At 62.5% G+C, this 12,384-nt stretch carries 11 protein-coding genes; 5 read left to right on the forward strand and 6 right to left on the reverse strand.

Going from position 1 to position 12,384, the window contains the following annotated elements; all coding sequences use genetic code 11:
- Positions 1-21: 21 nt before the first annotated feature.
- From XH79_RS20010 to XH79_RS20025, 4 genes are all read right to left on the reverse strand, one after another.
- Positions 22-1,233 (reverse strand): glycosyltransferase family 4 protein, encoded by a 1,212-nt coding sequence (locus XH79_RS20010; RefSeq protein ID WP_271582750.1) that lies wholly within the window; start codon positions 1,231-1,233, stop codon positions 22-24.
- Positions 1,234-1,290: 57 nt separating this feature from the next.
- The gene (locus XH79_RS20015; RefSeq protein WP_212346672.1) at positions 1,291-2,487 is read right to left on the reverse strand and encodes a glycosyltransferase family 4 protein; all 1,197 of its coding nucleotides are present in this window, start codon (positions 2,485-2,487) and stop codon (positions 1,291-1,293) included.
- Positions 2,488-2,520: 33 nt separating this feature from the next.
- Positions 2,521-3,861 carry a hypothetical protein gene (locus XH79_RS20020; protein ID WP_271582751.1) on the reverse strand — a complete coding sequence of 447 codons (1,341 nt, stop codon included), beginning with the start codon at positions 3,859-3,861 and terminating at the stop codon, positions 2,521-2,523.
- A 112-nt stretch (positions 3,862-3,973) separates the two neighbouring features.
- Positions 3,974-5,203, reverse strand: coding sequence for a polysaccharide biosynthesis/export family protein (locus XH79_RS20025; RefSeq protein WP_271582752.1), 1,230 nt, complete (start codon positions 5,201-5,203; stop codon positions 3,974-3,976).
- Positions 5,204-5,718: 515 nt separating this feature from the next.
- Here XH79_RS20025 and XH79_RS20030 point away from each other — a divergent pair.
- Complete coding sequence (locus tag XH79_RS20030) at positions 5,719-5,862, forward strand: hypothetical protein (RefSeq protein WP_212346666.1); 144 nt, start codon at positions 5,719-5,721, stop codon at positions 5,860-5,862.
- Positions 5,863-5,873: 11 nt separating this feature from the next.
- Here XH79_RS20030 and XH79_RS20035 read toward each other — a convergent pair whose 3' ends face one another.
- Positions 5,874-7,034, reverse strand: coding sequence for a glycosyltransferase (locus XH79_RS20035; RefSeq protein ID WP_212346664.1), 1,161 nt, complete (start codon positions 7,032-7,034; stop codon positions 5,874-5,876).
- An 82-nt stretch (positions 7,035-7,116) separates the two neighbouring features.
- The gene (locus XH79_RS20040) at positions 7,117-8,232 is read right to left on the reverse strand and encodes a glycosyltransferase family 4 protein (RefSeq protein ID WP_271582762.1); all 1,116 of its coding nucleotides are present in this window, start codon (positions 8,230-8,232) and stop codon (positions 7,117-7,119) included.
- Positions 8,233-8,501: 269 nt separating this feature from the next.
- On the opposite strand from XH79_RS20040, the gene XH79_RS20045 reads away from it, so the two are divergent.
- The 4 genes from XH79_RS20045 to XH79_RS20060 form a co-directional block, all read left to right on the forward strand.
- Complete coding sequence (locus tag XH79_RS20045) at positions 8,502-9,530, forward strand: NAD-dependent epimerase/dehydratase family protein (RefSeq protein WP_271582753.1); 1,029 nt, start codon at positions 8,502-8,504, stop codon at positions 9,528-9,530.
- Between the two features lie 167 nt (positions 9,531-9,697).
- Positions 9,698-10,768, forward strand: coding sequence for a GDP-mannose 4,6-dehydratase (gene gmd / locus XH79_RS20050; RefSeq protein ID WP_271582754.1), 1,071 nt, complete (start codon positions 9,698-9,700; stop codon positions 10,766-10,768).
- Positions 10,749-11,690, forward strand: a complete 942-nt coding sequence (fcl, locus tag XH79_RS20055) for a GDP-L-fucose synthase (RefSeq protein WP_271582755.1) — start codon at positions 10,749-10,751, stop codon at positions 11,688-11,690. The genes gmd and fcl overlap by 20 nt, the downstream gene beginning before the upstream one ends.
- Before the next feature lie 175 nt (positions 11,691-11,865).
- Positions 11,866-12,384 (forward strand): nucleotide sugar dehydrogenase (locus XH79_RS20060; RefSeq protein WP_271582756.1); only part of this gene is annotated, 519 nt, incomplete at its 3' end.

Genomic DNA, 12,384 nt, shown 5'->3' on the forward strand with positions numbered 1-12,384 from the left:
CGGCATTTCAGTCCGCCTGTCTCAGGTGCGAGCCATGCTGCGGCTGCGCATGATCTGGTCGAAGGCGGTGCGATAGCCGGTGACCACGTCGTCAAAGGCCCATTTGTCGATGCCGGACTTCAATCGGTCGCTCATCTCCCGAATCTGCTCGGGAGAGTCGACGATCGCCAGAAGGCTCTTGGCGATCGAGGCCGGATCGGGTGACGTCAGCCAGCCGGTCAAGCCGGGCTTGATCGCTTCCTGGATGCCGCCGAAGGGGGTGCCGAGCAGGGGCTTGCAGGCGGCTTGCGCGTCGGCGACGACGAGCGGACTTGGATCTTCCCAGACCGAGGGCACCACCACGACGTTCACCTGTTCGTAAAACTGCTTCGGCTGCACGAAGCCGAGAAACTCGATCCGTGCGTTCGGGGCGAGCTCCTTGATCTGCTTGCGCTGGCTCTCGGATGCGTGCCCCGCGATGACGAGCCGGATCCGCTCGGGCGGAATCGTCGCGATCGCGCGAACGAGATTGTAGATGCCTTTTTCTTCGGTCAGCCGGCCGATGAAGCCGAACGTGACGGTGCCGTCGACCAGGGCCGTCTCTTCGCTGCCGACGTCGGCCGTCGAGGCGTTTCGAATGACGATCTTCAGCGGTGTCTGCGTGAAGAGACCGAGCCGGGTATGGATGTCGAGGATGCGCTGGCTGACGCCGACCACGGCGTCCAGATGTCTCGTCGCCCCGCGGCGGCGATAGGTCAGCAGCTGGCAGCTCATGCAGCTCGCCTCGCAGGCGTGTCCGTCCGAGAAGCGCGAGCAGCGGGGGCAGGTGAGATAGTAATCGTGAAGCGTGTGCAGGACCGGAATGCCGAGCTCCGCCGCGGTCCGCCACACGGCCGTGGTCAGCCCGGAGAGATTGTTGGAGTGCAGGATATCGGGCTTGAAGGCCTTGATCCGGGCGGCGACGATCTCCGACGCCTGTTGCCAGTCCTCGATCGCGTGCCAGATGCCGCGCACGGGCGCGCTGTGCTGCTTGGCGAAGGGGAAATAGATGTTGTGCACGGGCGCCGAATACACGTCGATGCCGTTGCAGGTCTCCATTGGCTGGTTCGACGCAGACGCGGCACGTATCACTTCCACGCTGTCGTTCTGCCCCACCAGGGTCTCGGCGAGGCGGCGGACGAAAGTTTCCGCGCCACCGACCACCTTAGGAGCCAACGGCGTCGGATAGAGGGATGACGTGATAAGGATCTTCATCGGAAAAGGTCTGTCCAGCTTTCCAGCCAAATGGCTTTCTGAAATCTCCGTTTCGGCTTACTGCCGGTTGGTGCGATTGTTGTTCAAATACACGTCCAAATATTGACCTGTTACTGAATCCGCCGAGAACCTTTCGGCAAATCCCGGCTGTGGAGGTCGCGCGACCTTCCAGTGCGATCTCTCGTTGAGGGCCTTCAGCATCAATTCTCCCAATCGCTTATGGTCGTTGGGCTCGTAGGACCCAACCATATTGGAGAACCCCGCGATCTCGGGAATCCCTCCCGCGGTCGAACAAATCGTCGCCCGGCCCGCGTTGATGCTTTCGATCAGCGTCCGCGGCAGCGGCTCCGGCCAGACCGAGCTCACCAGGCAGACGTCGATGCCGGCATAGAATTCGGCCGCCCTGGCAAAGCCGAGCCATTCGATGTTGCCCCTGCTGCGGCTTTTGAGCCCCCGCACGTAGTCCTCAAGTCCCTTTCCGGCAATTTTCAGTTGCCACCCCTCGTTGGGAAGCAGCTCGGCGGCCTTGAGGACTACTTCAATACCTTTTTCGGCCTCGATCCGGCCGATAAACCCGAAGATCAGGTCATTCGAGCTCGAGGGCGGTGAGGGCACCACGGAGCTCGGATCGGCGATGTTGAAGATGACGCGACCGTCGGTTCCAGGGAAATATTTCAGCCTGGTGTGCTGGTCGAGCACGAACTGGCTGTTCGAGACCACCGCATCGACCATGCGCGAAGCCAGCAGATAGGGCGAGGTCATGGCCGCGCACAGCGTGCAGCGCTGCGTGCATGTCGCGTCTCCGCGAAACAAGGTCGAGCGCTTGCAGAGCAGGGAATAGTCGCGCAGCGTATGCACGATCCGGATGTTGCGCCGCTTGGCTTCCGACCACAACGAGACCGAAAATCCGGTGATGTTGTTGGTGTGGACGACCTCCGGCTTCTCGATGTCGAGAATTTCGGCGAAACGCGCCGCGGATTTGCGATTCCAGGTGTCCTGAAGATGCCACTTCAGACGCTGGACCGAGGAGGGCTTCCTGTCGCTGCCGAACGGCCAGTAGTCGTTGTCCAGCGGCACACGATACACACGCACGCCCTTGCGATCGTCGATGCTGCGATCCTGCTTGTTTTGAAGGCAGACCACCGAAACCTGATGTCCGCGCTGGACCAGCGCCTCCGCCAGCAACGACACGGACACTTCGGCACCGCCGATGATTTCTGGCGGATAGAGCGTGTTAACGATCAGTATCTTCAAGGGGAGCCCCGGATTCAGCAGCCAGCTGCAGCGTCAGTTCGATGGCCGAATCTCGAAATCCGGCACGGCCGAGCCCTTGACGCTGACAAGCAGCGGCGTCGTCGATAACGCCGTCCAGGCGCCGGGCGCAGAACTCGGCGCTTGCCGACATACATAGCCGATCTCGATATTCGGTTCTGGATTTTTTAATCGAACCTCGAAGCGCTTCGACGAGTTCTCCGACCAGAGCGCCACCTTCGTGTCCGATCCGCTCTCGCTGCGAATCTGCACGACACCCGGCACGGGTATGGTTCGCGTTGCCTTCAGGCTGCTGCGGATGAAGGCCCAGCTTTCGCGAATGGAGCACACCGCGGGCTTCGGCGAATTGTCGAAATGATAGATCCCGAAATTGTCCTCGAGCTCGCCGCCCTTCGTCCCGCTGTCCTTCAGCTCGTAGAGCCATATCCCCTTCAGCCAGGGACCTGCGGTCGACGACCAGAGGATCATCTGGGCCATGTTGTCGGCGGAGAGCTGCTCGTTGACGCCGCATTTCGCGTTTGGCGTCGGCCATCCCGTCTCGGTCAGATAGATCGGATAGTTGGGATTGCCGGTCGCCTGTGCGACGCGCTGATGAAAGTTTTCCAGCCGTTCGATCGCTTCGGTCGCGCTGCGTCCGACCGGCGGCAGGCAATGGTTGTAGATGTGGATCGACATGCCGTCCGCGATGCGGGCGACGTCGGTCTTCAGAAGCGCGTCGGTGAATTTCCAGCCCGGATCGTCGCCGAGGGCGCCGATCACGAAGGGCGCGGAAGGCGCCGCCTGCTTGACCGCGGGCTGCACCAGACGGGCAAGCGCTACGTAATTTTCGACCGTGAATTGAGACTCCGTGCGCGCCCGCAGATTGTACTCGTTCCACAATTCGAAGATCGGCTGCCGCATTGCGACCGCTTGCGCGGCCGTCGCGGCATAGGTGACGAATCGCTGGCGCGCCTCGTCGGTCGTCGGCGGATCGGAGTTCGGGACGAGATGATGACCGGCGCCGAGGATGAGCAGCGGGATGCCGCCGCTGGTCCTGATCTGGGTCTCTAAGCGGCCGTTCAGGGCATTGAAGCCGAGCCGCTTGCCGGGCAGCTCGAAATCCGACCAGGGGAAGTCGTCCCGGAACGATGTGACCCCGAGTTCCTTCATCTGCTTGATGGCGGTCGCGGGCACGTAGCCGCGCTCGCTGGTGACGCCGCCGAGGCCCTGATGCGTGCCGACGCCCAGCAGCAGCCGCTGATCGAGTGGTTGCGCATTCTGCGCGTTCGCAGGATAGACGAGGCCGGCCGCGGCCCAGAGCCCACATATCAGCGTCCGGAAACGACGCGTCGCGCGTTTCCTCTTTTGCTCCGTCACGCTCGTATCCACTCCTGCTCGCGTCAACCCGACAAGGCTAGTCCTCTTCTGTGGCCCCAATTGGGTGAGGCGACCTTGTCTGCGCACTCGTCATTGAGCGCGCCGAGTTGGGCTATTTGGAGTTCACGACCACGCTGCTGATGTTGTCGGCGTTGACGCTCGCCGCGTTCAGCGGGTTCATGAGCTTGACGAATTCGGTCGACGGCGATTCGGCCACCGAGATCACGTCATGATCGCGCATCCTGAACGTATCCGCCTGGAACCAGCCGTCGGGCTTGCTCATGTCGAACTTGTACACGGCAGGCACCGTCTTGGTCGGGAACTGCGTGACATCGACGCCGATCCTCTCCAGCAGCGGCTTCGGCTCGAACCGGTAGACGTAGATGGACTTGGAGTCCGCGCGGTTGCCGTCGAGGCCGCCCGCCTTCGCGATAGCTTCGGCCAGCGACATGTTGTCGTTCTCGAAAGTGAAGCGGCGGTTATTGGTGCCACCGATCGATCCCGGCGACGGCGTCGAACCAAAGGCCATATAGACGCGCGGAATGCGGGTCAGGAAGACGACGTCGCCCGGCGCGAGCAGGACGTCCTGGTCGGGGTGGTGCACCACCGACGACATCGACTCGCTGTAGGTGCGGCCCTCGCGCTTGATCGTGATCGTGCTCTCATAGGAGGGATATTTCGGGCCGCCGGCGCGCGCGACCGCGCCCATCAGGCGAATTCCGCCCGGATCGACCGGAAAGCGCAGCGGCGAGTTGACTTCGCCGAGCACGCTGATCTGGTTGCCGCGCTGTTCGGCGACGCTGACGACGGCCTGCGGGTCGATGGCGCGGTCCTTGAGGCGCTCGCGGATGATGTTCGAAACCGCGCGCGGCGTCAGCCCGGCGACCTTGATCGATCCGGCGTAGGGAATGTTGATGTTGCCGGACTGGTCGACCTGCTGCCTGGGAATGTCGACGAAATTGCCCGGTCTCACGCCCGCTTCGCGCGGAATGAACAGGCCGCCCGCCTGGGCCTCGTACACGGTCACGGTGACGATGTCGCCGATGCCGATCGTGACGTCGCGATAATTGCCGCCGGGAAGACGCGAGAACACCATTCCGGAGGAATCCGTGAACGCATTCGTCGCCTGAAGGATCGCCGGATTGACCGGCATCAGGGCATAGGCCAGCGGCGCCGACGGTTCGGTGACGAGCGCGGCATTCGTCTGCGTGGCGACGGCATCCGGAGAGTCCAGGGGAATGAAGCCTGCGCAACCCGCCAGGGATACGCTGATCGTAGCAGCTGCCAGGATTCGGCTAATCCCGAAATCAAAAGAAAAACGTTCGGTCTTAGCCACCGCCATTCCCTCGTACTCATTTAAAATCGGAAACACCGTACAAATCCCGTGCTGCGGAGTCACTGCTACGTCTTCGACTTTATGGTAAAGCACTCATGGCTGTGACCTTATTGCCACTTGTGAACTGCGATTCACGTAAGAATGACTGTTCAAAATCTGTGCGGCGGGTTCCTGTTTTATAAGCAGTTTGCAAACTAGACATACACATGTCGGATCAATGTCACGATTGGGGCTTGTTCCGAACTTGTTAGTCGCACGCGATGATGGTCCGAGCCTGCTTGGGTGCTGTTGCCAGGCCTCACCGCAATAGAGTTCGAATGTCGGGTCAAAGCTGCGCGCACCATCCGTTGTGTTTCCTGCGATTGGCCAGGCTCTGCGAGGCGTCGATCGAAATTTCCGCGACGGGATTCCGCCTCCGTTAACGCTTAGAAACGGAAGCTGGCGTCACGCTGGCGTCCGTAAGGTCTTCCTAATCCTGATCCGGCTAGTTGCACGGTCAAACAACAGGGAAGGCGAAGACAATGTTGCAGACCGGATCACTGCTGTTCGCGGCCGGCTTTCTCACCTGCGCGATGATGGTTGCCTCCGCAATTGCGTGGTCGTTCTCCGATAGCCGGGTGACCGGCCGCGAGTTCGCGCGGGAAGATGCCCGCCGGATGGCCTGATCCGCCAATCGTCAGGGGCGCAGATTGTTCGGAAGGTCGGACTGCAGCTTCGCCTGCTGCCCGGATTCGCTCCGGCGCATGTGCAGGATGTCGGCGTAGACCTGACTCAAGGTCCGGTGCGTCTGCTCGATGTCGTAGAGGCGGGTGAAGCGCTCATATCCGGCCTGGCCGACCGCAGCCAGGTCCATTCGGGTTGCGCGCTGAAAACCTTCAGCCAGCTTTTCCGCCGAGACTTCGTCGCAGAGCACGCCCGTCGCGTTGTCTTCGACGATTTCCGGCAGGGCGCCGATACGGAAGGCGATGATCGGTTTTGCGGCACGCATTGCCTCGATCGCGACCAGGCCGAACGCCTCCCAGCGTGACGGAATCGCGACCATGTCGGCCTGGTCGAGCTCGGCCTCGATCTGGTTGCGATTCATCCAGCCCAGCAGCGAGACGTTGGCCGGCAGGTCGCTCTGGCGGAATTTGCTGACGACCGAAGCGCCGATCAGGCGCACGTCGAGCGTGTCGCGAAGCGCATGGGCCGCATCGATCAGGAGGTCATACCCCTTCTGGCGATCGAGGCGTCCGATGAAGAGGACCTTGATCTTCTCCGACCGCCACGGCGCCGCGCTCTGGTCGAGCACGGGACGCTGCCTGGAAATCCCGTTGTGCACAAGAGCGAGGCGATTCGCCGCGATTCCGACCTGCGTGGCGTCGGTCCGCTCGCTCTCCGAGATGCACACGATGCGATGGGTGAATTTCGACAGCACCAGCTCGGTGAATTTGGTGACCTCGCGGCTGAGGCGGCCGGTCTCGCGGCCGAACGCCCATCCGTGCGGGCAATAGACGATGCGCGAACGCCGATAGGTCAGCCAGAGCACCGGGCGCACCACGAGCCCGGCGAACGAGGAGTGAAGATGGATGATGTCGGGCCGCAGCTGCCGCACCGCGCGCATCGTCGCGAACAGCATGCGAAACAGGCCGAGCGCGTTGCGGCCCTCGCGCGGAAACGTGGTGACGGCGTCATCCTCGATGTTCACCAGATCGCCGCGATGGTCGGACGGAACGACATAGTTGACGTTTCCGCGGCCGAAGCTGGCGCACTGATGCGGATGCAACTCGTTGAGATAGGTCGCGATGCCGCCTCTGACCGTCTCGGCGACATGCAGAACTTTCAGGCCGCTGGACAACGGTCATTCCTTCCTTGACTTGCAGGCGACGGATCTTGCGGACGCACGTCTAGTGCCGCCAAGCAGCAATATTTGGGCCGCTTCATTGTACGAGGCGCCCCGATGCGGTTTGCGGAGCCGGTTTGGCGAGGAATTCGAGCATTGCTGCGGCCGACTTGGCCCAGGAATATGTCGCAAGGCGCTTTTGCTGCCTCTCCTGTTCCGCAGGCGAAATCCTGCCGAGTTCAATTCTTTCGTGCATCCGTGCCGACAACCCGTCCGCATCGAGTGGTTCGAAATAGACGGCGGCATCGTCGCAGGTCTCGCGCACCGCCGCGGCGGAACTCGCAATGACCGGGCAGGCGAAGTACATCGCTTCCAGGGGAGGGATGCCGAAGCCCTCGTAGAGGCTCGGAAAAACGAACGCCGCGGCCCGGGCGAACAGTGCCGCGATTTCCTCGTCCTTCAGGCGGCCTGCGACAACGATGCCGGCTCGCGATTCGGTGGCGCTGCCGCCAAAGACCTTGCTGTTGTCGCCTCCGACCACGACCAGCGGAAAATCGGCGCGGCCGAGCCGCTCGGCGGCGCGAACGGCGGTGTCTACGTTCTTGTTCTTCGTCATCGAGCCGACGAAGAGGAAGAACTGGTGGGGCGCAATGCGCAGTCGATCGATGATCGAAAAATCCGGCGCGACGGTCGCGAAGTGCTCCGCGCTGTTCGGAATGACGGGCATCGAGGTGGGATCCAGCGACAGCACCTCGGCAAGTTCGTTGCGCGAAAACGCCGAAACTGTTGCGATCGTTGCGGCGCGCGCCAGCAAATGGCCGAGCGTCCGATGCAAGGCGAGGTAGCGCCAGCTGAAGAAGTCCGGCCGCCTGAAAACCTGCGCGTCGTGGATCACGACCAGATGGTCGCGATGGAGCACCGGGCCGGAATTGGCGAGGCTGATGAGGCGCGTGCCGGCGGCTGCGCGCGCCAGGTCGATCTGGTCCCACGCGTGGCCCTGCAACGATCCGACCTGCTTGACGTTGATGCGGCGAAGACCGGGAAGGGCTTGCGCATTCGGTGGCGCGAGAATCTGCCACTCTGCGTCCACCAGTTGTCGTGGAGCCTCTCCGCTCGCGAGCAAGCCGTCCATCGCCTTGACGATTTCGGCGGCGTAGCGTTGCACGCCCGTAAGCGATTGTGACAGGAACCTGCCGTTGATGGAAAGTTTCAAAGCCGATCTTTTCTTGGTGGGTTTGTTGAGCGTCTGACGCGAACGTTGCCTCAAGACTAAGCATTCGCGCTGAAGATGCGATCTATGACATCTAGCACAGTTGGCGCTATCGTCCGAGCATCTTCGCGAGGCCGATAGCATGCGACGATGCATGGCGCCATCATGTTTCCTACACATTTCGATGCGCTTACATGGACGTCTGATTTGATGACTGTCGCAATCGTCCAAACCTTGCCTCTCATGTCCTGGTCTGGCATTGCATTCGCGGAATGAACGAGGTGATAACTTTGCGGCCAGTGATCGTGACCGGTGCTGCCGGCTTTATCGGAATGCACGTTTGTGAACGGCTGTTGGCACGCGGCGAGCAGGTCGTTGGCATCGATTCAGTCACACCGTATTACGATCCGGCGCTGAAGCGTGCGCGTCTTGCAACGCTCGAGAACCGTCCGGGTTTCAAATTTGACGAGATCGATCTTGCTGATTTCGCCGCGGTGACGCGCGTGTTCGACGAGGTCGCGCCCGACCGCGTCGTGCATCTGGCGGCGCAGCCCGGCGTGCGCGCCTCGATCGACGACCCCATCACCAGCATCCGCGCCAATTGCGACGGCTTCGTCACCGTGCTCGAGGCGGGCCGTCGCCATGCTCTCAAGCATCTCGTCTACGCCTCGTCGAGCTCCGTCTACGGCGCCAACCGCACCTTGCCGTATTCGACCGAGCATTCGGTGAACCATCCGGTCAGCCTTTACGCCGCGAGCAAGAAGGCGAACGAGCTGATGGCGCATACCTTCGCGCATGTTCACAAGCTGCCGGTGACCGGCCTTCGCTTCTTCACCGTCTACGGTCCGTGGGGCCGGCCCGACATGGCCGCCTGGCTGTTCACGCGCGCGATCTTCGCCAATGAGCCGATCAAGATTTTCAACAATGGCGACATGTGGCGCGACTTCACCTATGTCGACGACATCGTCGAAGGCGTGATCCGCACGCTCGATCGGCCCGCGGCGCCGAATCCCGCGTGGAACGCGGAGCGGCCCGAAAATTCGTCGAGCTATGCGCCGTACCGCGTCTACAACATCGGCAACAACCGCTCGGTCAATCTGATCGAGTTCGTCGAGACGCTGGAGAAGATCATCGGCAAGCCCGCGATCCGCCAGTTGCTGCCGATGCAGGCCGGCGACGTCCTGGAGACCCGCGCCGACATTTCCGCCCTCCAGCGCGACGTCGGCTTCTCGCCGTCGACCTCGATTGCGGATGGCCTCGGCCGCTTCGTCGCATGGTATCGCCGGTATCACGGCGTCTGACGTCCGCGATCGGCGGCACCCTGCGTGCCGCCCGAAATGCCCGTTCTTGCAGTGGTTCTTGCGCTTTTGGCCGCCGGCGACCTTGTCAGCGGGCGCGAACGGTGGTTATCCGTCCTCCGAACCCCTTTTGACCCGAAACAAGTCGCAGGACCAAAGCTGAGCGGATCATGGCTGAGCGGATCGCTCTCATCACCGGCGTGACCGGCCAGGACGGCGCCTATCTCGCCGAATATCTGCTGTCGCTCGGCTATGTCGTGCACGGCATCAAGCGGCGCTCGTCCTCGTTCAACACGGCGCGGGTCGACCATCTCTACCAGGACCGGCATGTCGGCAACGTGCCGTTCCTGATGCACTATGGCGACATGACGGATTCGACCAATCTGATCCGCCTGGTGCAGCAGATCCGCCCCACCGAGATCTACAATCTGGCCGCGCAAAGCCACGTCGGCGTCAGCTTCGAGAGCCCGGAATACACCGCCAATGCCGACGCCATCGGCGTGCTGCGCCTGCTGGAGGCGATCCGCATCCTCGGCATGGAGAGGGAGACGCGGTTCTACCAGGCTTCGACCTCCGAGCTCTACGGCCTCGTGCAGGAGATCCCGCAGAAGGAGACGACGCCGTTCTATCCGCGCTCGCCTTATGGCGTCGCCAAACTCTACGGCTACTGGATCACGGTGAACTACCGCGAAGCCTACGGCATGTTCGCGTCCAACGGCATCCTGTTCAACCATGAGAGCCCGATCCGCGGCGAGACGTTTGTGACGCGCAAGATCACGCGTGGCGTGTCGCGTATCGAGGTCGGCCTCGAGGACACGCTCTATCTCGGCAATCTCGAGGCCAGGCGCGACTGGGGCCATGCCAGGGATTACGTCGAGGGCATGCACAAGATCCTGCAGGCCGACAAGGCCGATGATTTCGTGCTCGCCACCGGCGAGATGCATTCGGTGCGCGAGATGGTCGAGCTGTCGTTCGCGCAGGTCGGCCGCCGCATCGTCTGGCGCGGCAAGGGCGTCGACGAGACCGGCATTGACGAGAAGAGCGGCAAGACGGTCGTGAAGATCGATCCGACCTATTTCCGCCCGACCGAGGTCGATCTCCTGATCGGCGATGCCAGCAAGGCACGCGAGGTGCTCGGCTGGACGCCGAAGCGGACGTTTGCGGAGTTGGTCGCGGAGATGATGCAAAGCGATCTGGCCGAGGCGAAGCGGGACGCGGGCCATGGCAAACATCCCGTTTGAGCTCAAGGGCAAGAGCGTCTACGTCGCCGGCCATCGCGGCATGGTCGGCAGCGCGATTCTGCGCCGGCTCGCGCAGGAAGACGTCCAGCTCGTCACGGTGGAGCGCCGCGAGGTCGATCTGCGCGACCAGGCCGCCGTGTTCGACTGGTTCGCGCGCGTGCGGCCGCAGGTGATCTTCCTCGCCGCGGCCAAGGTCGGCGGCATCGTCGCCAACGACACGCTGCGCGCCGAGTTCATCTACGACAACATCGCGATTGCCGCGAACGTGATCCAGGCCGCGCATCAGAACCGCGCCGAGAAGCTGATGTTCCTGGGCTCCTCCTGCATCTATCCGAAGCTGGCGCCGCAGCCTCTGCGCGAGGACTCGGTGCTCACAGGTCCGCTGGAGCCGACCAACGAGCCCTATGCGCTCGCCAAGATCGCGGGCATCAAGATGGTCGAGGCCTATCGCAGCCAGTACGGCTGCGACTTCATCAGCGTGATGCCGACCAATCTCTACGGCCCCGGCGACAATTATCACCCCGAGATGAGCCACGTCGTCGCCGCCCTGATCCGCCGCTTCCACGAGGCCAAGGTCTCGGGCGCGAAGAACGTCGTGGTGTGGGGCACCGGCACGCCGCGGCGCGAGTTCCTCTATGTCGACGACATGGCGGATGCCTGCGTGCACCTGATGAAGGCCTATTCCAGTGCGGAACTGGTCAACATCGGCACCGGCGAGGACATCACCATCGCCGAATTCGCACGCCTCGTCGCCGACATCGTCGGCTACAGCGGCGAGATCTCATTCGACACCACGCGGCCCGACGGCACCCCGCGCAAGCTGCTCGATGTCAGCCGCCTCGACAAGCTCGGCTGGCGCGCGACGACGTCGCTTCACGATGGCTTGAAGCGCGCATATGCGGCGTATCTCTCGCATACGTAGAATGCACAATTGCATGTTCCGTATTTCAGAGGGTGTCCGCAATTCCTGTCACGCGGGGCGGCTAAGGATTATTCGCTGAGTGATGCAACCTGCCCTAATGTTGTGCGTGCGGCCTGATAGAGAAATGGTCTAGGGTGTTCAGTGGAACATCCGTCTTCAACGGAAAGAGTTTTTCATGCGAATCGCGATGATCGGAACTGGCTATGTGGGACTGGTGTCCGGAGCCTGCTTTGCGGATTTCGGTCACGACGTCACCTGCGTCGACAAGGACGAGAAGAAGATCGCGGCCCTGCACCGCGGCGAGATCCCGATCTACGAGCCCGGCCTCGACGAGCTGGTCGCAACCAACGTCAAGGCCAAGCGGCTCGACTTCACCACTGATCTGTCGAAGCCGGTCGCGGATGCCGACGCCGTGTTCATCGCGGTCGGCACGCCCTCGCGCCGCGGCGACGGTCACGCCGACCTGTCCTACGTCTACGCCGCCGCGAAAGAGATCGCGCAGTCGCTTCAAGGCTTCACCGTCGTGGTGACGAAGTCGACCGTGCCCGTCGGCACCGGCGACGAGGTCGAGCGCATCATCCGCGAGACCAATCCGAAGGCCGACGTCGTGGTCGCCTCCAACCCCGAATTCCTGCGCGAGGGCGCGGCGATCCGCGACTTCAAGTTTCCCGATCGCGTCGTCGTCGGCACCTCC

The organism is Bradyrhizobium sp. CCBAU 45389 (genome assembly GCF_028128625.1).
In the GTDB taxonomy this organism is placed as follows: domain Bacteria; phylum Pseudomonadota; class Alphaproteobacteria; order Rhizobiales; family Xanthobacteraceae; genus Bradyrhizobium; species Bradyrhizobium liaoningense_B.

Excerpts from the sequence above, each read along its gene's own strand:
- XH79_RS20010 (WP_271582750.1), bottom strand. The coding sequence starts at position 1,233 with ATGAAGATCCTTATCACGTCATCCCTCTATCCGACGCCGTTGGCTCCT.
- XH79_RS20025 (WP_271582752.1), bottom strand. The coding sequence starts at position 5,203 with ATGGCGGTGGCTAAGACCGAACGTTTTTCTTTTGATTTCGGGATTAGC.
- XH79_RS20030 (WP_212346666.1), top strand. The coding sequence starts at position 5,719 with ATGTTGCAGACCGGATCACTGCTGTTCGCGGCCGGCTTTCTCACCTGC.
- XH79_RS20045 (WP_271582753.1), top strand. The coding sequence starts at position 8,502 with ATGAACGAGGTGATAACTTTGCGGCCAGTGATCGTGACCGGTGCTGCC.
- gmd (WP_271582754.1), top strand. The coding sequence starts at position 9,698 with ATGGCTGAGCGGATCGCTCTCATCACCGGCGTGACCGGCCAGGACGGC.
- fcl (WP_271582755.1), top strand. The coding sequence starts at position 10,749 with ATGGCAAACATCCCGTTTGAGCTCAAGGGCAAGAGCGTCTACGTCGCC.